The 21,825-nt window shown below is 59.9% G+C and carries 17 protein-coding genes; 12 read left to right on the forward strand and 5 right to left on the reverse strand.

What is annotated here, in order from left to right; translation table 11 throughout:
* Window positions 1-233 precede the first annotated feature (233 nt).
* A complete protein-coding gene (locus J2Y91_RS19020; RefSeq protein WP_133623686.1) occupies window positions 234-2,126 on the reverse strand; it encodes an aliphatic sulfonate ABC transporter substrate-binding protein in 1,893 nt (630 codons plus the stop codon).
* A 271-nt stretch (window positions 2,127-2,397) separates the two neighbouring features.
* Between J2Y91_RS19020 and ssuD the strand changes: the two genes are divergently transcribed.
* The 9 genes from ssuD (at window position 2,398) to J2Y91_RS19065 (ending at window position 12,967) form a co-directional block, all read left to right on the forward strand.
* Complete coding sequence (ssuD, locus tag J2Y91_RS19025; RefSeq protein ID WP_133623685.1) at window positions 2,398-3,576, forward strand: FMNH2-dependent alkanesulfonate monooxygenase; 1,179 nt, start codon at window positions 2,398-2,400, stop codon at window positions 3,574-3,576.
* A 13-nt stretch (window positions 3,577-3,589) separates the two neighbouring features.
* Entirely contained in the window at window positions 3,590-4,684 is a 1,095-nt protein-coding gene (gene sfnG / locus J2Y91_RS19030; RefSeq protein WP_133623684.1) for a dimethylsulfone monooxygenase SfnG, read from the forward strand.
* Window positions 4,677-6,059 (forward strand): FAD/NAD(P)-binding protein, encoded by a 1,383-nt coding sequence (locus J2Y91_RS19035; protein WP_133623683.1) that lies wholly within the window; start codon window positions 4,677-4,679, stop codon window positions 6,057-6,059. The genes sfnG and J2Y91_RS19035 overlap by 8 nt, the downstream gene beginning before the upstream one ends.
* Before the next feature lie 87 nt (window positions 6,060-6,146).
* Window positions 6,147-7,556 carry an LLM class flavin-dependent oxidoreductase gene (locus J2Y91_RS19040; protein ID WP_133623682.1) on the forward strand — a complete coding sequence of 470 codons (1,410 nt, stop codon included), beginning with the start codon at window positions 6,147-6,149 and terminating at the stop codon, window positions 7,554-7,556.
* Window positions 7,553-8,566 (forward strand): methionine ABC transporter ATP-binding protein, encoded by a 1,014-nt coding sequence (locus J2Y91_RS19045; protein WP_253539155.1) that lies wholly within the window; start codon window positions 7,553-7,555, stop codon window positions 8,564-8,566. Before J2Y91_RS19040 ends, J2Y91_RS19045 begins: the two co-directional genes overlap by 4 nt.
* On the forward strand, window positions 8,563-9,267 hold the full coding sequence (locus J2Y91_RS19050; RefSeq protein WP_133623680.1) for a methionine ABC transporter permease: 705 nt from the start codon (window positions 8,563-8,565) through the stop codon (window positions 9,265-9,267). The genes J2Y91_RS19045 and J2Y91_RS19050 overlap by 4 nt, the downstream gene beginning before the upstream one ends.
* Window positions 9,264-10,139 carry a MetQ/NlpA family ABC transporter substrate-binding protein gene (locus J2Y91_RS19055; protein WP_133623679.1) on the forward strand — a complete coding sequence of 292 codons (876 nt, stop codon included), beginning with the start codon at window positions 9,264-9,266 and terminating at the stop codon, window positions 10,137-10,139. Before J2Y91_RS19050 ends, J2Y91_RS19055 begins: the two co-directional genes overlap by 4 nt.
* A 166-nt stretch (window positions 10,140-10,305) precedes the next feature.
* Window positions 10,306-11,769, forward strand: a complete 1,464-nt coding sequence (locus J2Y91_RS19060; protein ID WP_133623678.1) for an MFS transporter — start codon at window positions 10,306-10,308, stop codon at window positions 11,767-11,769.
* Entirely contained in the window at window positions 11,762-12,967 is a 1,206-nt protein-coding gene (locus J2Y91_RS19065) for an acyl-CoA dehydrogenase family protein (RefSeq protein ID WP_133623677.1), read from the forward strand. Before J2Y91_RS19060 ends, J2Y91_RS19065 begins: the two co-directional genes overlap by 8 nt.
* Before the next feature lie 70 nt (window positions 12,968-13,037).
* Here the strand turns inward: J2Y91_RS19065 and J2Y91_RS19070 are convergent, their stop codons facing one another.
* Window positions 13,038-13,949 carry a sulfonate ABC transporter substrate-binding protein gene (locus J2Y91_RS19070; RefSeq protein WP_253539544.1) on the reverse strand — a complete coding sequence of 304 codons (912 nt, stop codon included), beginning with the start codon at window positions 13,947-13,949 and terminating at the stop codon, window positions 13,038-13,040.
* A 241-nt stretch (window positions 13,950-14,190) separates the two neighbouring features.
* Window positions 14,191-15,630: an aldehyde dehydrogenase gene (gene aldA, locus J2Y91_RS19075; RefSeq protein ID WP_133623675.1), complete on the reverse strand. Its 1,440-nt coding sequence runs from the start codon at window positions 15,628-15,630 to the stop codon at window positions 14,191-14,193.
* A gap of 381 nt (window positions 15,631-16,011) precedes the next feature.
* Between aldA and rhaT the strand changes: the two genes are divergently transcribed.
* Window positions 16,012-17,046: an L-rhamnose/proton symporter RhaT gene (rhaT, locus tag J2Y91_RS19080; RefSeq protein ID WP_133623674.1), complete on the forward strand. Its 1,035-nt coding sequence runs from the start codon at window positions 16,012-16,014 to the stop codon at window positions 17,044-17,046.
* 42 nt (window positions 17,047-17,088) lie between these two features.
* Here rhaT and rhaR read toward each other — a convergent pair whose 3' ends face one another.
* Window positions 17,089-17,952: an HTH-type transcriptional activator RhaR gene (gene rhaR, locus J2Y91_RS19085; RefSeq protein ID WP_133623673.1), complete on the reverse strand. Its 864-nt coding sequence runs from the start codon at window positions 17,950-17,952 to the stop codon at window positions 17,089-17,091.
* A gap of 11 nt (window positions 17,953-17,963) precedes the next feature.
* Window positions 17,964-18,788, reverse strand: a complete 825-nt coding sequence (gene rhaS, locus J2Y91_RS19090; RefSeq protein ID WP_133623672.1) for an HTH-type transcriptional activator RhaS — start codon at window positions 18,786-18,788, stop codon at window positions 17,964-17,966.
* Window positions 18,789-19,092: 304 nt separating this feature from the next.
* On the opposite strand from rhaS, the gene rhaB reads away from it, so the two are divergent.
* Both rhaB and J2Y91_RS19100 read left to right on the forward strand, forming a co-directional pair.
* Complete coding sequence (rhaB, locus tag J2Y91_RS19095; protein WP_133623671.1) at window positions 19,093-20,565, forward strand: rhamnulokinase; 1,473 nt, start codon at window positions 19,093-19,095, stop codon at window positions 20,563-20,565.
* Complete coding sequence (locus J2Y91_RS19100; RefSeq protein ID WP_133623670.1) at window positions 20,562-21,818, forward strand: L-rhamnose isomerase; 1,257 nt, start codon at window positions 20,562-20,564, stop codon at window positions 21,816-21,818. The genes rhaB and J2Y91_RS19100 overlap by 4 nt, the downstream gene beginning before the upstream one ends.
* Window positions 21,819-21,825 lie beyond the last annotated feature (7 nt).

The following is a 21,825-nucleotide window of genomic DNA, read 5'->3' on the forward strand; positions in this document are numbered from 1 at the left end:
AACATAAATTAATCAATTCCTCATCTTTAGGAATTTCCTTTTTTTGTAAAAATAATAACATTAGCGTAGCTGACGCGATGTTCAGTTAAACTTAATAAACGATAAAGCGCTAACCGGCGTTTACGCCAGGTAATCTGTGGTCTCTTCATTTAGCGGCATGAAAATTTGATTAGCGCGGCAGGAGTGGCAGTTGCAGAAATGTCAGCAAAGCGTCAGCAAACGTAAAGGTTACATTAATCCTGCCACACGGCATCACGCACATTGATAGCGCGCGGCAGTAATCCCAGCGCATAGAAGCGGTCGGCAATGGTTTGCTGCGCACGGATCACGCTCAGGTCCATGCGCTGCGTCTGGTGGCTGCGGCGCAGCAGAGCGTGCGATAGCGCCTCAGGTCCCAGCCCCAGTTCGGCGGCCAGCAGGGCGGTGGCCTCTGCGTGGTTAGCATCAATGAAGCGCCCGGTCTGCTCCAGCGCCCGTATCACGCTGTGCAGCAGGTCCGCCGAGTGTGCGGCAAAGTCACGATGCGCGAGGTAAAACTGATGATTGCTCACCCGGCCGCACCCGTCAGCAATCACTCTTAAGCAACCGCTCTGCTCGGCGTCGCTCAGCAGCGGGTCCCACATCATCCAGGCATCGACCGCGTGATAATCGCTGGGCGTCAGCGGATATTTTGGCGGTGCATAGAGCACGCGCACGTCGTTCAGCGTCATTCCGGCTTCATCCAGCATCTGCACCAGCAGATAGTGCACGTTAGATCCCTTATTCACTGCGATACGTTTGCCGCGCAGGTCGGCAAGCGTTTGAATCGGGCTGTCCTGCGCCACCAGCAGCGCCACGCTCTGAGGCGCGGCGGGTTCCCAGGCAACGTACAGCAGGGGATTGTTCTCGGCCTGGGCAAAGACCGGCGGCACTTCCCCGGTGGTGCCGAAATCAATCTCACGGCTGCTGAGTGCGTGCAGCAGCTGTGGTCCGGCGGGGAACTCGCTCCACAGCACGCTGATGCCCGTTCCGGCAAAGCTCGCCTCCAGGCTCTGCCGCGCTTTAAGAATGCCGAGGTTGCCAAATTTCTGGTAGCCAATGCGCAGTTCGCGATCGCCCGCAGGGCGCTGGGCAGTCTGGCGCGCATCGCCGCTCGCCAGACTGCGGCGCGCCTTGATCAGTCCAAGATGGCCAAGATGAGTGCGCAGCGTATTGCGGCTGACGCCCAGCAGCGTGGCGGCCTGGAGCTGATTTTCACCGCTCAGCTCAAAAGCATTGCGCACTAAAGCGTCGATCACCCGCTGGTAGATTGGTCCGCTCTCCTGCTGCAGCTGCTGGCGCAGAAACTGGTCCAGCGCCTGCTCACCCGCCGCGAAAGCTGGCCCTGGCGCGACCGGGTTGAGGCGCAGCTGCTGCGGAGCGATCAGCGGCTCGCGGCTCAGCAGCACCGCATTGTGCAGGGTATTTTCCAGCTCACGCACGTTGCCCGGCCACGCATACTCCATCAGCGCCGCAAGGCTGTCGTCGGTTAAACGCAGCTGCGGGCGCCCCAGGCGGCGGGCGTACAGCGTGAGAAAATGCTCGGCTAGCAGCGGGATATCTTCGCGGCGCTGGCGCAGCGGCGGCAGGGTGACCGCCGCCACATTGAGGCGATAAAACAGATCTTCGCGAAAGCGGCGTTCACGGATTGCCACCGCGAGATCCACGTGGGTGGCAGCGATCACTCGTACGTTGACCTTTACCGGGCGGCGCGACCCGACTCGCGTCACTTCGCGCTCCTGCAGCACGCGCAGCAGCTTAACCTGCAGCGGCAGGCTCAGCTCGCCGATCTCATCCAGCAGCAGCGTGCCGCCCTCCGCCGCTTCAAACCAGCCCTGATGGCGTTCACCCGCGCCGGTAAACGCGCCTTTCTCATGGCCGAACAGCTCGGATTCCGCCAGGCTTTCGGTTAGCGCACCGCAGTTCACCGCAACAAAGGGCTGCGTCCGGCGCGGGCTGTGATGATGCAGATAGCGCGCCACCACCTCTTTGCCGGTGCCGGTCTCACCGACAATCAGCACGGTAGCATCGGTTGGCGCAAGGCGGTCCAGCACGCTCTGAAAAGCGAGGGAGGCAGGGTCAATCAGTAACGGGCCGGAATGCTGCATAGTGTGCTCCTTATACTCAGAGCAGGCAGATTACCCTGGCGTACGCCAGCTAACGACCCGCTGGGGAGCCGCTTTGCTGCAAATGAAGCAGCCTGTGGTCAGTGACTGCTGCAAATGCAGCAGAAAAAGCGGCTGGCATTACTTTTCAACGTCATGAAAAATAAGGTTTTTAACAGAATTACACTCTGGCACGTTTCCTGCTAACTGGTTTATAACCAAAGCGTAACTTTCTATCGAATAAATTCAGATATAGTTATATAGGAAACGAATAATGAGCGACTCAGCGCAGAAAAATATCAACGTATTCTGGTTTCTCCCGACCCACGGCGACGGGCGCTATCTTGGCACCACCGAGGGCGGGCGCGCCGTCGACCTGCCGTATCTACAGCAGGTCGCGCTGGCCGCTGATAACCTCGGCTATTACGGGGTGCTGATCCCGACGGGTAAAAGCTGCGAGGACTCCTGGCTGGTGGCTGCGGCGCTGGCACCGATCACCAAACGCCTGCGCTACCTGGTGGCGGTGCGCCCCGGACTGCAGCCGCCAAGCCTTGCGGCGCGCATGGCCGCCACGCTTGACCGTTTGTCAGAAGGGCGACTGCTGATCAATGTGGTGACCGGTGGCGACCCGGTGGAGAACAAAGGCGACGGTATTTTCCTCAGCCACGCCGAGCGCTATCAGGTGACCCGTGAGTTTCTCGAAGTCTATTCACGCCTGCTGGCGGGGGATAAGGTCGATTTTCACGGTGAACATATTCACGTTGAGGGGGCAGAAATTCTGTTCCCTCCGGTGCAGGAAAACGGCCCACCGCTCTATTTTGGCGGTTCATCCGATGAGGCGATAGACGTGGCCGCCAATCAGGTCGATACCTATCTCACCTGGGGTGAGCCGGTGGCTCAGGTCGCGGAAAAACTGGCGGTAGTGCGTGAACGCGCCGCGGCGCGCGGGCGCACGCTCGACTACGGTATTCGCCTGCATGTCATCGTGCGCGAAACCGAAGAGGAAGCCTGGGCCGCCGCCGACCGCCTGATCGCCCACGTTGACGATGACACTATCGCCGCCGCACAGAAGATTTTCTCGCGCATGGATTCCGCAGGCCAGGCGCGGATGAGCGCGCTGCACAGCGGTTCACGCGACGGGCTGCGCATCGGGCCAAACCTGTGGGCCGGTGTCGGGCTGGTGCGCGGGGGCGCGGGCACCGCGCTGGTTGGCAGCCCGCAGCAGGTGGCGGACCGCATTCGCGAATATCAGGAGCTGGGCATCCAGAACTTTATCCTGTCCGGCTACCCGCATCTGGAAGAGGCGCACCGCTTTGCCGAGCTGGTGATGCCGCTGCTACCGCTGGCGAGCAATGGCGATAAAAAACAGCGCACGGTAAACACCGGGCCGTTTGGCGAAACCATCGGTGGCGATCTGCGCCCGAAAGCGCAAAAGCAAACCAGCGCAAGTTAAAGGGGGATTTTCCATGAGTCAGTCAACGCCGATTAAATTTGCCTACTGGGTACCGAATGTTTCAGGTGGCCTGGTCATCAGTCATATCGCACAGCGCACCAGCTGGGATTTTGACTATAACCGCAAGCTCGCGCAGATTGCCGAGCAGGCTGGTTTCGAGTATGCGCTGACGCAGATCCGCTTTACCGCCGGATACGGCGCTGATAATCAGCATGAGTCGGTCAGTTTTTCCCAGGGCCTGTTGGGGGCCACCGAGAAGCTGAAGGTGATCGCCGCGCTGCTGCCAGGCCCCTGGAATCCAACGCTGGCGGCGAAACAGATCGCCACCATCAGCCACCTGTCGAATGCGCGCATCGCGGTGAATATCGTCAGTGGATGGTTTCGCGGCGAGTTCAAAGCGATTGGCGAGCCGTGGCTCGATCATGAAGAGCGCTATCTGCGATCCGAAGAGTTTATTCGCTGCCTGAAGGGCATCTGGCGCGAACCGACCTTTAACTTTGCCGGCGATTTCTACCGCTACCGCGACTACTCGCTGAAGCCAAAGCCACTGGACCCACAGCCGGAGATTTTCCAGGGCGGCAGCTCGCGTGCAGCGCGTGATATGGCCGCACGCGTCTCCGACTGGTACTTCACCAATGGCAATACCGTGGAAGGTATTCGCCAGCAGGTTGAAGATATCCGTCACAAAGCAGCAGCCAATCAGCATCAGGTAAAAATTGGCGTTAACGGTTTTGTTATCGCGCGTGACAGCGAGCAGGAAGCGCAACAGGTGCTACAGCAGATCCTCGACCACGCCAACCCTGATGCGGTAAAAGGCTTCCAGCATGAGGTTAAAAATGCCGGCAGCGCCTCGCCGGAAGGGGAAGGTAACTGGGCAAAATCCACGCTCGAGGATCTGGTGCAGTACAATGATGGTTTTAAAACTAACCTGATCGGTACTCCGCAGCAGATTGCCGAACGTATTATGGCGCTAAAACAGGCCGGAGTGAGCCTGATGCTGCTGGGCTTCCTGCATTTCCAGGAAGAGGTCGAATTCTTTGGCCGTGAAGTGATCCCGCGGGTGCGCGAGCTGGAGCGGCAACAACAGCTGGAGTTGAGTCATGGCTGAGCGTCATATCGTTATCGTCGGCGGCGGGTTTACCGGCACCGCCACGGCCATCCATCTGGCCGGGCTCGGTGACGCCGGGCTGACGGTAACGGTGATTGAGCCACGGCCGCAGCTGGCCTGCGGAGTGGCTTACGGCACGCGCGACCCTGCACACCGCATCAACGTTCCGGCCGACCGCATGCAGCTCTCGGCGGCGCAACAGGGCGATTTTGACCGCTGGTTCCGCGCCTCGCAAGCGTTTGCGCAGGATGCCGATGCGCAGTGGCACGACGGTAAAGTTTACCCGCAGCGCGGGCAGTTTGCCGCCTGGGTTGCTGAGCAGTTCACCCAGGCACAGCAGAGCTCGGCGGTGACATTACGCCATATTTGCGGCCGGGCGGTGGCGCTGGAAGCGGGAAGCATTGTGACGGACGCGGGGCAGCGCGTGGCCGCCGATGACGTGGTGCTGGCGATCAGCCATCCACCGCCCGCGCTGCCGCGCCAGATTGCCGCAGCGCTGGAGGGGCACCCCGGCCTGATTGCTAACCCGTGGCGTGAGGGGGCGCTGAGCGCTATTGCGGCGGATGAGCGCATCGCGATTATCGGCAGCGGGCTGAGCATGTCGGATGTCGTGGCAACGTTACACCGTCACGGGCATCGCGGCCCGGTCAGCGCCTTTTCACGCCGTGGCCTGCTGCCACGCCCAAATCTCAGCGGTGCTTATCAACCCACGCCGCTGGATTACCAGCAGCCGCAGGCCAGCACGGTGCTGGCGTGGCTGCGGCGTATTCGCCGCGAGATTGCGGCCAGCGGGCTGCCGTGGCAGCTGGTGCTCGACGATATTCGCCTGAACGGCCAGCGCATCTGGCAGCAGCTGTCTCTTGACGAACAGCGCCGCTTCCTGCGCCATCTGCGCCCGTGGTGGGATGTGCACCGCTACCGCATCGCTCCTCAGGTCAGCCAGGTGCTGGAGCAGTGGCTGACTAGCGGGCAGCTGACGGTGAGTGCCGCCAGGCTGGGCGCGGTGCGGGCCGCCGGGCAGCAGATTGAGTTGACGCTCCAGCCGCGCAGAGCGCCGGCGCGGCAACTTACCGTTGACCGCGTAATTATTACCACCGGCCCGGCGCACGGCAGCCTGTTGAGCAGCGACGCGCTGCTGCATCAGTTAACTATCGCTGGCATCATCCAGCCCGATCCGCTGGCGCTGGGTATTGCGGTGAATGCCCTGTCGCAGACCCTTAACCGCAGCGGGCAAGCCAACCCGCATCTGTATGTCGCCGGGCCGGCTGCCCGTGGCCGCTTTGGCGAACTTATGGGGCTGCCGCAGGTGGCGGAGCATGCCGAAAGCGTGGCGCGCCAGCTGCTCGGCCTCGATGCGGAGCGATGTCCCGCCTGACGCCGTAACTCACCGTTGATTCACCCTTAAAAACTATCACCTGCAGCGGGCGGGCTGGATCCGGCCGTGTAAAATTCGGAGTGTGCTATGTCTTCACAACGTGAAATTCGTCTTAACGCCTTTGATATGAACTGCGTGGGCCACCAGTCTCCGGGCCTGTGGGCGCATCCGCGCGACCGCTCCTGGCAGTATAAGGATCTGAGCTACTGGACCGAGCTGGCACGTCTGCTGGAGCGCGGCAAGTTCGACGGCCTGTTTATTGCCGATGTCCTTGGCGTCTACGACGTGCTGAACGGCGATAATGCCGCCGCCATCCGCAACGCTACCCAGGTGCCGGTTAACGATCCGCTGGCGCTGATCACCCCGATGGCGCTGGTGACCGAGCATCTCGGCTTTGGCCTTACCGCATCGCTGTCGTTTGAGCATCCTTACCCGTTTGCCCGCCGCATCTCCACCCTGGATCATCTGACCAAAGGGCGCATCGGCTGGAATATTGTCACCTCCTATCTGGAGAGCGGTGCGCGCAATATCGGCCACCAGGCGCAGACCGATCACGATGCACGCTACGACTACGCCGATGAATATTTGCAGGTGGTGTACAAACTGCTGGAAGGCAGCTGGGAGGAGGGAGCCATCCTGCGCGATCGCCAGCGCCGCATCTTCAGCGACCCAACGAAAATCCATCCGATCAATCACCAGGGCACCTTCTTCCAGGTGCCGGGCATTCACCTGTGTGAACCGTCGCCGCAGCGCACGCCGGTGCTGTATCAGGCTGGAGCATCCAGCCGCGGCAAGCAGTTCGCCGCCGAGCACGCCGAGTGCGTATTTGTGGCCGCGCCGTCGAAAGTGCTGCTGAAGAAGACGGTCGCCGATATCCGCCGCCGCGCCGCAGAGGCCGGGCGCGATCCGCGCAGCATTCTGATCTTCAACCTGCAAACGGTAATCGTTGACGAAACCGATAAAGCGGCGCAGGCGAAATGGCAGGAGTACAAAAGCTACGTCAGCTACGAAGGCGCGCTGGCGCTGATCTCCGGCTGGACCGGCATCGACTTCGGCCAGTATCAGCCGGACCAGGTGCTGAAACATCTGCACACCAACGCTATCCAGTCAGCGGTGGAAACTTTCTCCACCGCCGATCCAAATCGTCAGTGGACGGTGCAGGGGCTGGCGGACTGGGTGGGGATTGGCGGCTTTGGACCGCTGCTGGTCGGCAGTGCGCAGACCGTTGCAGACGAGCTGCAAAGCTGGGTCGAAGAGACGGATGTTGACGGCTTCAACCTCGCCTACGCGGTAACGCATGAAACCTTTAGCGACGTGGTGGAGCACCTGGTCCCGGAGCTGCAAAAGCGCGGGGTCTACAAACAGGATTATCAGGCGGGTACGCTGCGCGAGAAGCTGTTTAAGCAGGGGCCGCGCCTGCAGTATCCGCATCCGGGGGCCGGATACCGCCGCGCGGCCACCGCTGGGGTGCCCCATGCCGATGAGGTCACGCCATGATTGAAATTGACAGCCTGCGTAAACACTACCCGACGGCGGGCGGAAAGACGGTGGAGGTGCTGAAAGGCCTCTCTCTCACCGTGCCCGCAGGGTCGATTACCGCCGTAGTGGGGCCAAGCGGTGCCGGGAAATCGACGCTGGCGAAATGCATCAGCCTGCTGGAACGCCCCAGCTCCGGCAGCATCCGCGTTAACGGGGAAGATCTGTCGCGCCTGTCGGGAGAGGCACTGCGCCGTGAGCGACGCGCAATCGGCACGGTCTTTCAGTCTTCGGCGCTGCTGGCGCGTAAAACCGCCTGGGAAAATATCGCGCTACCGCTGCAGTGGCTGGGCGTGGTGCCGGGGCAGGTTAAGCAGCACGTTGACCAGCTGCTCGACAGCGTTGGCCTGAGCGACAAAGCGGGCTATTACCCGGCGCAGCTCTCCGGCGGTCAGCGCCAGCGCGTCGGGATTGCCCGGGCGCTGGCGCTGAAGCCCTCGGTGCTGCTGGCGGACGAAGCCACCTCCGGGCTGGACCCGCAGGCGACGGCCTCCATCCTGCTGCTGTTGCAACAGCTACGGCAGCAGTTTGGCCTGGCGATTGTCCTGATCACCCATGAGATGGACGTGGTGCGCAGCACGGCGGATGCGGTGGCAGAGATCCGCGACGGTCAGCTGGTACAGCAGGGCACGCTGCGCGACTTGCTCAGCACGCCAGGCTCGGCGCTGGGAGAGCAGCTGTTTCCACTGCGCCCACTTTCAGCGTCAGCCGACCTGCTGCTGCAGCTGACCTACGCCACGCCGCTGGCCACTGACTGGATCGGGCGGATCGGCCAGCAGTGTCACTGCCAGATTGATCTGCTGGCCGCGCATGTGGAAGAGGTTGGCGGGCAGCTGGCCGGGCGTATGCAGATTGGCGTGCGTTTCAATCAGCGCCCGCTGGAAGCCAGGGCGCTGATCGCGCAAATGGCCGAGCTGGGAATTATTGCCCAGCTGATTGAGGCGCGTCCGCGCCTGCAGGAGGCCGGATGAAAGCGCAGGATGTGATAAGCCAGGACACGCCATGGAGCCAGATACACCGGCTGATGCTGCCTGCTTACGGTGAAACCTGGCTGATGGTCGGTATTGTGATGCTGTTTGTGGTGTCGCTCGGCGGGCTGCTCGGCGTGGTGCTGTTTAATACCTCAGCGCGCGGGCTGTTTTCCCACCCGGCGGCCCATCGCAGCCTGAGCTGGCTGGTGAACATTGGGCGCTCGCTGCCGTTTCTGGTGCTGATGGCGGCGATTATCCCCTTCACCTTCTGGCTGACCGGCACCACCATTGGTATTCCGGCGGCGGTGATCCCGATGATCGTCGCCGGAACGCCATTTTTTGCCCGGCTGGTGGAGAACGCGCTGCGCGAGCTGCCGGCGGAAGTGACGGCGGTCGGGCTGGTGTCCGGCGGTTCGCGCTGGCAAATCATCTGCGGCGCGCAGCTCAGTGAGGCACTGCCGGCGATTGTAGCCGCCATCACGCTGAACCTGATTTCAATGATCGAATATTCGGCTATCGCCGGCACCATCGGCGCGGGCGGCATTGGTTATCTGGCGGTGGTGTATGGCTATCAGCGTTTTGATAATCACATCATGATCGCCACCATTGTCGTGCTGATCGCCACTATTCAACTGATTCAACTGATTGGCGACCGCGTGGTTGCCAGACTTCAACACTCTCAGGGAACGCACACATCATGACGCAGCAAACTTTTGAACTGAAAAAGAAGAAAACCTGGCCGTGGCTGGTGGCCGTGGTGCTGATTGCGCTGATTGCGCTACTCGGCTGGCACTTCAGCCGCCAGCAGCAACATAGCGTGACCTTTGGCACCACGCTGAAGGTGCACTTCGAGCCGGCCATGGCGGGTGAACAGAAGCTGATCGAGTACGTGGCGCAGCATATTGCCCCGGACTACGGTATTCAGCTGGAAGCGGTGGGGTTGCAGGATCCGGTGCAGGCCGACCGCGCCGTGGCGGAGGGGCAATATGCGGCCACGGTGTATCAACACCAGTGGTGGCTAAAGCAGGTGGTGGATGCCAATAAATTCGAACTCAGCTCCACGCTGCCGCTGTTCCAGTGGGCGTTTGGTATCTACTCGGACCGCTATAAGGCGATTGCCGATCTGCCCAACGGCGCAGAAATCGTGGTGCCAAACGACGGGGCGAACCAGGGGCAGGCGCTGTGGCTGCTGCAGCGCATTGGTCTGATTGGCCTCGATCCTAACGTTGAGCCGCGCACCGCCAAAATTAAAGATATTGTGAAAAACCCACATAACTTTAATTTTAAAGAGCTGGATTTATTAACCATGCCGCGTGCCTTAAATTCTGTCGATGCCGCAATCGGTTATGTTTCACAGTTTGATGCCGGTAAAGTCGGGCGTGATAAAGGCATATTATTCCCACCCGCGCCGCGTACCTTCGCCTCACAGTTAGTCATTGGTACTCCCTATTTAAATGATGAGAATATTATCAAGTTAAAAAAAGCATTTGCCGATCCACGCGTGCAGAAGTGGCTTAAAGAGACTCAGGATCCGCAGGTGCAGGGCGTATTAGTGCCGGTATCGGCAGATTAAATTAACACGCATCAACAGGCCGGGCATATTGCCCGGCTTTTTGCGTTGGAAAAATATATCCAATTGATTTTAAAGCATAATAAAATCATTTTTCCTTGTTTGTTATTACAGCGCTTCCTCTTTATAAATGCAGTGTTACCTGCTAATAAAATAATATGAGGATACTATGAGTACATTAAATATTGACGATGGTGTTATTTCACCCCCCTCGTCCTCAACACCGGTGCGTTCCGTCAGTGATGTGGCGCAGTTAATTAACACCAGTACCAGCAAAAACAGTTACGCCCGCTGGATTGTCTTTCTGGCACTCGGCGGGGTGTTTTTAGATGCCTACGATCTCACCACACTCTCATACGGTATTGATGATGTGGTTAAAGAGTTCGGCTTAACCCCGGCAATCACCGGGCTGGTCACCTCATCGATTATGATCGGCACCATCGTTGGCAACCTGCTGGGCGGCTGGCTGACCGATAAATATGGCCGCTATTCGGTATTTATGGCCGATATGCTGTTCTTTGTGGTCTCGGCGCTCGCCGCCGGACTGGCGCCAAACGTCTGGGTGCTGATCGGTGCGCGTTTCCTGATGGGGATCGGCGTGGGGATCGACCTGCCGGTGGCGATGGCTTATCTGGCTGAGTTCTCCAAATTTACCGGCAAGGGCAATAAAGCCGCACGTTTAGCCGCGTGGTGCCCGATGTGGTACGCGGCGTCGTCGGCCTGCTTCTTTATTATTTTCGCGCTGTATTTCCTGCTGCCGAAAGAGCACGCCGACTGGCTGTGGCGTGCCTCGCTGCTATTTGGCGCGGTGCCAGCCCTGCTGATTATTGCGGTGCGCAGCAAATTTATGAATGAGTCCCCGCTGTGGGCGGCGAACCAGGGCGATCTGGAAGGGGCGGCACGTATCCTGCGCGACTCTTACGGTATCAGCGCCCACGCGGCGGAAGCCCACGAACGCGAGCCGGTAAAAAAAGCGCCGCCGAAAGTCAGCTTCCGCGTGCTTTTTCATAAGCCGTATCGTGAACGTACTATTGTCACGGCGGTGATGAATATCTGTATCTCCTTCGAATACACCGCCATCGCCTTCTTCCTGCCGTCGATCCTCGCGCAGTTCCTCGGCGCTGGCGTATTTGAAACTATCTCCGCTTCGCTGGGGCTTAATGCGCTGTTCGCCTTTACCGGTGGACTGCTGGGGATGCGCCTGGCATGGAAATTCCCGTCGCGCCACGTGGCGATTGCCGGGTTCGCGCTGCAGTTTATTGCGCTAATCTCGCTGGCGCTGATTGGCCACCCAACCGCCACGCCTGGCGTGGTGTTTGCCATTCTGATGCTCGGTCTGTGGCTGTTTGCCGAAGGCTTCGGTCCCGGCGCGCAGATGATGATCTACCCGGCGCTCTCTTATCCCACTCATATTCGTGCAACCGGCGTCGGTTTTGGCCGCTCGCTGTCGGGGGTTGGCAGCGCGCTGGCGCTGTTTATCCTGCCAATTTTGCAGGCTGCCTACGGCACCAATATGTTCTGGATCGTCTCGCTGGCCGCGATTATCCCGATTATTTTCCTGCTGATTATCCGCTTTGAACCGACCCGGCAGGATATTGACGACCAATCTGAAACCGGAGGATCCCATGTCTGATATTCACCCTGACTATGCCGCGCTGGCGGCAGCCTTTCGCCCCATTTTCGCGCGTATTGCCGAGGGCGCCGTAGAGCGTGAAACCACGCGCACGCTGCCCACGGAACCGATCCGCTGGCTGAAAGAGGCCGGATTTGGCACCCTGCGCATTCCGCAACAGCAGGGCGGATTCGGCGCCACGCTGCCGCAGCTGTTCCAGCTGCTGACGGAGCTGGCCGAAGCCGACTCAAATCTGCCGCAGGCGCTGCGCGCGCATTTTGCCTTTGTCGAAGACCGCCTGAATCAGCCAGATAGCGCGCAGCGGCAGAGCTGGTTCCGCCGTTTTGCCGATGGCGAACTGGTGGGCAGCGGCTGGACTGAAATCGGCACTGTTAAGCTGGGCGAGGTGATCACCAAAGTCAGCCCAGTGGAAAACGGCTGGCAGCTCGACGGGGAGAAGTTCTACAGCACCGGATCACTGTATGCCGACTGGATCGATGTCTACGCTCAGCGCAGCGATAACGGCCGTGATGTGATTGCGCTGGTGAATACCCATCAGGCGGGAGTGGAGCGTGATGATGACTGGGATGGCTTCGGGCAGCGTCTGACCGGCAGCGGCAGCACGCGCTTCCGTCAGGCGCGGGTGGAGCAGGCGCACGTATTTGATTTCAGCGAGCGCTTCCGCTATCAGACCGCGTTCTACCAGCACGTGTTACTGGCAACGCTGGCCGGTATCGGCAGGGCGGTGAAGCGTGATGCCGCGGCGGGAGTGGCAAACCGCACGCGCACCTACAGCCACGGCAATGCCGGACGGGTCAAAAATGATGCGCAGGTGTTGCAGGTGGTGGGGCAGATATCCAGCTGGGCGTGGGCGGTGGAAGCCACGGTACAGCGCGCCGCCCACTCGCTGCAGCTGGCTTATGAGCTGCACAACAGCGGGGATGAAGCGCGCATTCAGCAGGCGAACGTCCTGGCCGAGCTGGAATCGGCGCAGGCGCAGGTGGTGGCGAGCGAGCTGGTGCCGCGTGCTGCCAGCGAGTTGTTTAATGCGCTCGGCGCATCGGATACCCGCGTCAGCAAGGCGCTGGATCGCCACTGGCGCAATGCCCGCACGGTAGCCTCACATAATCCGGTGATTTATAAGATCCGCAATGTCGGGGACTGGGAAGTCAACGGCAAAGAGCCGACGTTTATCTGGCAGATTGGTAACGGGGAATAACAAGGTATGGATTAAGGGTCGATCGAAGAAGATGATCGACCCCTACCGTTTTGAACGGCCCAGATTTACACTATTTATCCAGCGACCAGGTCGCGGAGCTGACGTTCACTTTGACCGGCAGCAGGCCGATTTGGCTGAATTTATCCGCCAGTGCCTGCTGCTCTTTAAACACCGCCGGGGTCATTCGCTCGGCGCCATAAGGCATTCTCGCCAGCGCCCGCTGCCAGATAGGCTGCGGCAGGCCGGTCGAAGTAGCGAGAATTTTCGCCGCATCCTCAGGATGTTTATTCGCCCAGTCGCTCAACGTTCCCAGCTCATCCACGACCTGCTTCGCCGTCTGCGGGTAGGTATCAGCAAACTTGCGGCTGGCGAGATAGAAGGTGTAGTGCGGCACCAGCCCTTCGGCATTTTTCACCAGCCGCGCTTTGGCGTTGGTTTCCACTTCCGCGTAGTACGGGTCCCATATCACCCATGCATCGACCGCACCGCGCTGGAAGGCGGCTCGCGCATCGGCGGGCGGCAGGTAAACCGGCGTAATGTCTTTGTAGCTCAGCCCGGCATTCTCCAGCGCGCTGACCAGCAGATAGTTCACGTCAGAGCCTTTGTTCAGCGCGACGCGCTTGCCTTTCAGATCGGCGACGGTTTTGATGGTGGAATTTTCAGGCACCACAATGGCTTCGGTTTTTGGGTTAGCCGGAGAGTGGGCCAGGTAGACCAGATCGGCCTGCGCCGCCTGGGCGAAAGTCGGTGGCGCATCGCCCGTTGCCGCCAGGTCGATACTGCCGACGTTCAGCCCTTCCAGCATTTGTGGCCCGGCGGGAAACTCGACCCAGCGCACGGCGATACCCTGCTTTTTGAACTGCTCATCCAGCGTGCCGCGATACTTCAGCAGCGCAAAAATATTGGCTTTCTGATAGCCGATATTGACGGTTTTCGGTGTGTTTTCGGCGGCATTGCCAGCAAAGGTGCTGCCGATGGTCATTGCGCCCAGCAGTGCGCTGAATAGCGTTTTTTTCATGTTATATCCCCTGGTAATTAATCCGCTGGGAAAAACATAACAAAATGGCAGAAGGGGGCTTAACGAGTTGATCTGATAACGATATGCACAGAATGGATAACGCCTCAGCGCTGTGGCTGACCTTCTGTTCCGGTCAGCCATGAGTTCAGTTCGGCCCTCGTAGTGGCTGACCCTCTGTTCCGGTCAGCCATTTATCTATATCCGCCTACTGATATTGCAGATAGGCAACGTGCGTTTGCAGATACTCTTCCAGCCCGTGACGACCGTCCGCGCCGCCGATGCCGGATTTACGCCAGCCCGCATGGAAGCCCTGCATCGCTTCAAAGTTCTCGCGGTTAATATAGGTTTCGCCGAACTTCAGCTTCTTCAGCGCCAGCATCGCGGTGTTGATATTCTGCGTGAAGATCGACGAGGTCAGGCCATATTCGCTGTCGTTGGCCAGCGCGATCGCCTCATCCAGCGTACTGAACTTCATCACCGGCAGCACCGGGCCAAAGGTCTCCTCCTGCATGATATTCATTTTCTGCTCAACGTTAGTCAGCAGAGTCGGTTCGAAGAAGAAGCCGGTGCTGCCCGCGCGGTTGCCGCCGGTAACCACTTTCGCCCCGGCGGCAACCGCATCCGCCACCTTCTGCTCAACGCGCTGCAGCGCCGCAGCGGTGATCAGCGGCCCCATATCCAGCCCTTTCTGCGTCGCCGGGTCGCCGAAGGTAACCTGGTTAAATGCGGCGCTCAGGCGCTCCACCACCTGGTCGTAAACCCCTTCCTGCACGTAGAGGCGCTCCGCGCAGTTACACACCTGCCCGCTGTTGATCATGCGCGAGGCGACAATCGCTTTTACCGCCAGATCGAGGTCGGCATCATTCATTACGATAGCCGGGGCTTTGCCGCCCAGCTCCAGTGACACTTTGGTGACGTTTTTCGCCGCTGCCTGCATCGTGGCAATCCCGGCGCCGACGCTGCCGGTCAGGCTTACCATGCCCACTTTCGGGTTGGCGGCCAGCTCCTGGCCAATCACCGGGCCATAGCCGGTGACCAGATTAAACACGCCCGCAGGCAGGCCGATCTCATGCACGATTTGGGCAAAGATAATCGCATTGTTTGGCGTCAGCTCGCTCGGTTTCACCACAATGGTGTTGCCGGTCAGCAGTGCCGGGGCGGCTTTACGCGCAATCAGAAAGAACGGGAAGTTCCACGGCAGGATGCCGGTGGTCACGCCAATGGCTTTCTTGAACACCAGAATGTTCTCCTGCGGGCGGTCGCTCTGCACAATTTCGCCCTCGTAGCGGCGCGCCCACTCGGCCATATAGTCGAGGTAGTCTGCGGTGAACAGCACCTCGGTTTCTGCCAGCTCCTGAGTTTTGCCGCCTTCGGCCACTATCGTCGCGGTTAACTCTGCCGCCCGGCTGCGCACGCCGGCGGCAATCTTATGCAGCCAGGCCCCACGCTCCACCGCGGGTAAGGCTTCCCAGCCCGGCTGCGCGGCCTCTGCCGCATCAATCGCGCGCTGCGCGTCTTCCACGCTGCCTTCAGGAATACGCGACAGCAGCGCCTCAGTTGCCGGATTGATCACCTCGATCCAGCGGTCAGCGCGATTCTCGACAAACTCGCCGTTGATATACATTTGTTGCTGTTCAGGCTTCATGGACGCTTCTCCGTGACACATTTGATAGGGGATTGTTAACCAACAGCGGGTTTGCTGTTACAGGCCCTTGACGGTGCATCAGCGCGCGTTGAATCACCTTGATCTGATTGCCACCCATGAGAGCAGGCTGGCAAAAATCGCAAGAAGCCGCTGCTGGCGCTGGCATTTTCGCGATTTAGTGAAGAATATGAGTGGCTTAGTAAAGACCAGGCTTTTCACCCTGTGGGATCGTCGAGATGTATGATTTGTGATCCTGCAAAGGCAAAGGCGCTGAATTTTGCCAGATTGCTGCCAGGCCCGGCAGCCAGCGTAAGGTTGAACCGGATGGCTTGTCCGTAGACTCAAACCACACAGGGCAAACAACAACCAAGGTAAATAACAATGAGTGAAGCCATCCTCTCAGGCATTCTCTGGCATCTGGTCGGTGCCGCCAGCGCCGCCTGCTTCTATGCTCCGTTTAAAAAAGTGCGTCACTGGTCATGGGAAACCATGTGGTCGGTCGGCGGCATGATGTCGTGGATCGTGCTGCCGTGGGCGGTGAGCGCGGTGCTGCTGCCGCATTTCTGGGCTTACTACAGTTCATTTTCGCTCTCCCAGCTGCTGCCGGTGTTCCTGTTCGGCGCGATGTGGGGCGTGGGCAACATTAACTATGGCCTGACCATGCGCTACCTCGGGATGTCGATGGGTATCGGCATCGCGATCGGCATCACGCTGGTGGTCGGTACGCTGATGACGCCGCTGATCCAGGGGCGTTTTGTTGAGCTGTTCAGCTCCGCCGGTGGCCGGATGACGCTGCTGGGCGTGCTGGTGGCCCTGATTGGCGTGGCTATTGTTTCACGTGCGGGTCTGTTAAAAGAGCGCGCCATGGGCATTACCGCCGAAGAGTTCAACCTGAAGAAAGGGCTGGTGCTGGCGGTGATGTGCGGCATCTTCTCCGCCGGCATGTCGTTTGCGATGGACGCCGCCAAACCGATGCATGAAGCCGCCGCCGCGCTGGGCATCGACCCGCTGTACGTGGCGCTGCCCAGCTATGTGGTGATCATGGGGGGCGGGGCGCTGGTTAACCTTGGCTTCTGCTTCTTCCGCCTGGCGACAAAGTCGAACCTGTCGGTGAAAGCGGACTTCTCGGTGGTCAAGCCGATGCTGATTGCCAATATTGGCCTCTCGCTGCTGGGCGGCACCATGTGGTATCTGCAGTTCTTCTTCTACGCCTGGGGCCACGCGCGCATTCCGGCACAGTACGACTTTATCAGCTGGATGCTGCACATGAGCTTCTACGTGCTGTGCGGCGGCCTGGTCGGTCTGATATTGAAAGAGTGGAATAACGTAGGGCGCACGCCGGTGCGCGTACTCAGCGTCGGTTGCTTTGTGATTATCCTCGCGGCAAATATCGTGGGGATGGGGATGGTGTCCTAGCACTTCTGCGCAGGGTAAAAGGGCTGACCCGTGGTCAGCCCTTTATACTTTTACCGTCGGGGCAGCAATCGGGCCGCGGGGAATAAAGCGCTGGCGCCACGCGCTGGGCGTCAGGCCGGTATCGCGGGTAAACACCACGGAAAAATAGTTGCTGTCATCAAAACCGCAGCGGGCGGCCACTTCACTAATCAGGCACTCGCTGGTACGCAGCAGATACTTGGCACGGCACAGCTGGAGCTGGCGCACGTAGTGGCTAATGGTCATGCCGGTCTGCTGGCGAAACAGCTGCTTCAGCGCCCGTTCAGACAGCTGGTGTTGATGGCAGAACAGCGCCAGATCGAAGGAGGTGGCAATCTGCCCCTGAATAGCGGCCATCAGCAGGTCGAGCTGCTCCCCTTCAGGCTGCTGATAAGCGCGATCCGAGGCGTAGCGGTGGCGTTGCAGGATCAGCGCCAGCTGCAGGAACAGCGCTTCGGTTAGCTGGCGTGACAGCAGGTCGCTTTTGCGGCTCTCCTGCTCCAGCTGCTGGATCACCCCGCGCGCCAGCGCCATGCCGCGCGTGGTTAAGCGCCACGATCCCGCATCCTGCGAGGGCAGCAGCTGTTGCCAGTCCAGCGCCAGCTGAAAACGTTCCGGGCAGTAGATAATGTTGTCGAGCGCCAGATCGTGTACCGACTCATAGCTGTGACAGTCGTCGGCGCTGACGTAAAAGAGGTCACCGCAGGTCACCAGCCACGGCCGGTCATTCATCACGTGCAGGCCGTTGCCGCGCCACACCAGCACGATCTCATTGAACTCGTGCACGTGCGGCGGGAAGGAGGGTTGCGAGCTGCGCTCGGCCACCGCCACGGGCATCTGTTCAGACGGGAAATAGTCAGCTTTTGCCAGGCGCAGGGGAGCGGTCATGGTTCACCTCATCAGTTATTTTGTCGCAGTGTACGCGGCGAGCAGCCAAATTCCCGCTTGAACAGGGTAGAAAAGTGATTGCTGTCACCAAATCCGCACTGAAAAGCGATATCCGTCACGCGCATTTCGCTGTGGCGCAGCAGATGACGCGCCTCCAGCAGGCGCAGGCGGTTGAGATAGCGCTGCGGCGTGCTGCCGGTTTGCTGTTTCAGCTGGCGGTGCAGAGTGCGCAGCGATAAGGAGAAGCGGTCGGCTAAACCTTCCCAGTCAACATCTTCACTATAGTGGTCGGCCAGCCAGTCGAGCAGGGCGCGCAGACGGCTGTCCTGATCGTCACTCTGCGCCGCGCTGCACCCCTGGCGCAGCAGCACCAGCAGCTGCATAAAGTGCATCTCCTGCTCCGCCTGGCTTGCCAGAGAATCGTTGGCGGGGCGCTGCTCCAGCTGGCCGATAAGCTGCCGCGCCTGCGCCAGCACTTTATTACCGATGCGCCAGTGCGACGGATAGTGGCCATCCTGCTCCTGCGGCAGCAGATGCTGTAAGCCGGAGAGAAAACGGAATGACTCCGGCCCGCGGTACAGCACGTTGGTCAGGCAGAGATTATCGGTCTGCTCATACATATGGCGGTCGTGATCGCGTACGAAGCAGACACAGCCACTGCACAGCGGCTGCGACTGGCCGTTAAATACGTGGATACCGGAACCCTGTTCAACAATCACGATCTCATGAAAATCGTCATGATAATGCTCGGGGAAGGCGCCCTGCGGCGCACGCGGTTCGATTGCTACCGGGAAATGCCCGCTCGAGAAGAAATCAACGCTGTGTAACACGGTCATGATAACCCCACTCTTCATTTACATATTGGTAACAGAGTCTACCCAGCGCCGCGCTGTGCCACCTTGAATTTTCGACAGCGGAATATCACTACCCCGGTGATTTTTTTAAGAAATGTGCGACTAACGGTGAGATTTGCGGGCAGGGTCACATCGCGTGAATAAACCCGCAAGCTGCCGAACTGTGAGCTGCTTCACGTTCATCTTTGCCTTGCTGCCAGCGCGCTAATTTCGCTGGCAGTGGCGAGAAGGTAGCGGAATCAGGCTCTTTTACACTGGTGACATTGAATCATCAGGAAGCTATTTCATGAGCCAACGTCATTATGTCGCCGTCGATCTCGGTGCCTCCAGCGGCCGCGTGATGCTGGCCAGCCATCATCCGCACACCGGGGCGATAACGCTGGAAGAAGTCAGCCGCTGCGTGAATCAACTGGTGACGATTAACCATCGTCAGTGCTGGGATCTCGACGCGCTGGAAGCCTTTATTATTGCCGCCTTAGAGAAGATCGATCGGCGCGGCATCGTGCCGCAGAGCATCGGTATCGACACCTGGGGCGTGGACTACGTGCTGCTGAATGCGCAGGGCGAGCGCGTCGGGTTGCCGGTGGCCTATCGTGACCATCGCACCGACGGCGTGATGGCTGCCGCCTGCCGTGAGCTGGGGCGCGAGGGGATTTATCAGCGTACCGGCATCCAGTTTTTACCCTTTAACACCCTCTACCAGCTGCGCGCTCTGTGCCGCGACAATCAGCCCGAACTGGACCAGGTGGCCCATGCGCTGCTGATCCCGGACTATCTGCACTATCGGCTGACCGGGGGGCTGAACTGGGAGTACACCAACGCCACCACCACCCAGCTGCTCAATATTGCCAGCGGTGAGTGGGATAGCGAACTGCTGCGCTGGAGCGGTGCCGATCCCGCCTGGTTTGGCGCACCGTCGCAGCCGGGTAAGCGCGTAGGGAGTTGGACGGCGCCATCGGGTCAGTCGATTGCGGTGGTGGCCGTCGCCACCCACGATACCGCCAGCGCGGTGCTGGCCACGCCACTTCACGGCGATAACGCCGCCTACCTCAGTTCCGGCACCTGGTCGCTGATGGGCTTTGAGAGCCGCCAGCCGTTTACCAGCAGTGCGGCGCAGCAGGCCAACATCACCAATGAAGGTGGGGCCGAAGGGCGTTTTCGCGTGCTGAAAAACATCATGGGCTTATGGCTGCTGCAGCGCGTGTGCGATGAGCTGGCGATTCAGGATCTCTGTCAGCTGATTGCCGACGCACAGCAGCAGAAGGCGGCGGCGTGGCTGATCAATCCCAACGATGAGCGCTTTATTAATCCCGCCAGCATGGTGCGCGAAATTCAGGACGCCTGCGCTGAACAGAATGCCCCGGTGCCCGGCAGCCCGGCCGAGCTGGCGCGCTGCATCTTTGACAGCCTGGCGCTCTACTACCGCCAGGTGCTGCAGGAGCTGGAGCAGCTGCGCGGTAAGCCCTTCAGCCAGCTGCATATTGTGGGCGGCGGCTGCCAGAACCAGTTTTTAAACCAGCTGTGCGCCGATGCCTGCGGTATTCCGGTGTATGCCGGACCGGTGGAAGCCTCCACGCTCGGCAATATCGGCTGCCAGCTGATCGCCGCTGGCGCGGTAAAAGATGTGACCCACTTCCGCCAGCAGATCGCCCAGCACTTCCCACTTATCCGTTTTGACTCTCACGGCAGTGACGCGTTTCGCCGCAGTCTGGCGCGCTTTCAGTTACTGACCCAAACAGCGAAGGAGCTTTGTATATGACTCAGGCTATCGAACAGGCCTATGCCCTGGCAAAACAGCGTTTTGCCGATATCGGCGTCGATGTGGAAGCCGCACTGAAGCAGCTTGATCGGCTGCCGGTTTCCATGCACTGCTGGCAGGGGGATGACGTGCGCGGCTTCGAAAACCCGCAGGGCGCGTTGACCGGCGGTATCCAGGCAACCGGTAACTATCCGGGGCGGGCGCGCAATGTCGAAGAGCTGCGTTCGGACCTCGACCGGGCGATGGCGCTGATCCCTGGCCCGAAACGCCTCAACCTGCATGCTATTTATCTGGAAAGCGAGCAGCCGGTGGCACGCAATGAAATTAAGCCGCAGCACTTTGCCGGCTGGGTCGACTGGGCGAAGCAGCGCGGTTTAGGGCTGGATTTTAACCCGAGCTGCTTCTCGCACGAGCTGAGCGCCGAGGGGTTTACCCTGGCACACGGTAACGCAGAGATCCGCCAGTTCTGGATCGAACACTGCCAGGCCAGCCGCAAAGTCTCGGCCTATTTCGGTGCGCAGCTGGGCACGCCGTCGGTGATGAACATCTGGGTGCCGGACGGCATGAAAGATCTCACCGTGGACCGCCTGGCACCGCGCCAGCGCCTGATGAATTCGCTGGATGCCATCATCAGCGAGAAGCTCGACCCGGCGCACCATATTGACGCCGTGGAAAGCAAGCTGTTCGGCATCGGGGCGGAGAGCTACACCGTCGGTTCCAACGAATTCTGCCTCGGCTATGCCGCCAGCCGTCAGACCGCGCTGACGCTCGACGCCGGGCACTTCCATCCGACCGAAGTGATCTCTGACAAAATTTCTACCGCCATGCTGTACGTGCCGCGCCTGCTGCTGCACGTCAGCCGCCCGGTGCGCTGGGACAGCGACCATGTGGTACTGCTGGATGATGAAACTCAGGCAATCGCCAGCGAAATCGTGCGTCAGCAGCTGTTCGATAAGGTGCATATCGGTCTCGACTTCTTTGATGCTTCCATCAACCGTATTGCCGCCTGGGTCATCGGCACGCGTAATGCGAAAAAAGCGCTGCTGCGCGCGCTGCTGGAGCCGGTAGAAACGCTGAAAAAGCTGGAAAACAGCGGGGACTACACGGCACGCCTGGCGCTGCTGGAGGAGCAGAAATCCCTGCCGTGGCAGGCGGTATGGGAAGCGTGGTGCCTGCGTCACGATGTGCCCGCCGGGGCCAGCTGGTTAGGCGATGTGCGCCATTACGAACAACAGATTCTCAGCCAACGTTAAGGGTAAT

Source organism: Erwinia aphidicola, from assembly GCF_024169515.1.
Classification (GTDB): Bacteria; Pseudomonadota; Gammaproteobacteria; order Enterobacterales; family Enterobacteriaceae; genus Erwinia; species Erwinia aphidicola.

Bases quoted from the DNA above. Each gene is read 5' to 3' on its own strand.
- J2Y91_RS19020 (WP_133623686.1), bottom strand. From the start codon at position 2,126: ATGCAGCATTCCGGCCCGTTACTGATTGACCCTGCCTCCCTCGCTTTT.
- ssuD (WP_133623685.1), top strand. From the start codon at position 2,398: ATGAGCGACTCAGCGCAGAAAAATATCAACGTATTCTGGTTTCTCCCG.
- sfnG (WP_133623684.1), top strand. From the start codon at position 3,590: ATGAGTCAGTCAACGCCGATTAAATTTGCCTACTGGGTACCGAATGTT.
- J2Y91_RS19035 (WP_133623683.1), top strand. From the start codon at position 4,677: ATGGCTGAGCGTCATATCGTTATCGTCGGCGGCGGGTTTACCGGCACC.
- J2Y91_RS19040 (WP_133623682.1), top strand. From the start codon at position 6,147: ATGTCTTCACAACGTGAAATTCGTCTTAACGCCTTTGATATGAACTGC.
- J2Y91_RS19045 (WP_253539155.1), top strand. From the start codon at position 7,553: ATGATTGAAATTGACAGCCTGCGTAAACACTACCCGACGGCGGGCGGA.
- J2Y91_RS19050 (WP_133623680.1), top strand. From the start codon at position 8,563: ATGAAAGCGCAGGATGTGATAAGCCAGGACACGCCATGGAGCCAGATA.
- J2Y91_RS19055 (WP_133623679.1), top strand. From the start codon at position 9,264: ATGACGCAGCAAACTTTTGAACTGAAAAAGAAGAAAACCTGGCCGTGG.
- J2Y91_RS19060 (WP_133623678.1), top strand. From the start codon at position 10,306: ATGAGTACATTAAATATTGACGATGGTGTTATTTCACCCCCCTCGTCC.
- J2Y91_RS19065 (WP_133623677.1), top strand. From the start codon at position 11,762: ATGTCTGATATTCACCCTGACTATGCCGCGCTGGCGGCAGCCTTTCGC.
- J2Y91_RS19070 (WP_253539544.1), bottom strand. From the start codon at position 13,949: ATGACCATCGGCAGCACCTTTGCTGGCAATGCCGCCGAAAACACACCG.
- aldA (WP_133623675.1), bottom strand. From the start codon at position 15,630: ATGAAGCCTGAACAGCAACAAATGTATATCAACGGCGAGTTTGTCGAG.
- rhaT (WP_133623674.1), top strand. From the start codon at position 16,012: ATGAGTGAAGCCATCCTCTCAGGCATTCTCTGGCATCTGGTCGGTGCC.
- rhaR (WP_133623673.1), bottom strand. From the start codon at position 17,952: ATGACCGCTCCCCTGCGCCTGGCAAAAGCTGACTATTTCCCGTCTGAA.
- rhaS (WP_133623672.1), bottom strand. From the start codon at position 18,788: ATGACCGTGTTACACAGCGTTGATTTCTTCTCGAGCGGGCATTTCCCG.
- rhaB (WP_133623671.1), top strand. From the start codon at position 19,093: ATGAGCCAACGTCATTATGTCGCCGTCGATCTCGGTGCCTCCAGCGGC.
- J2Y91_RS19100 (WP_133623670.1), top strand. From the start codon at position 20,562: ATGACTCAGGCTATCGAACAGGCCTATGCCCTGGCAAAACAGCGTTTT.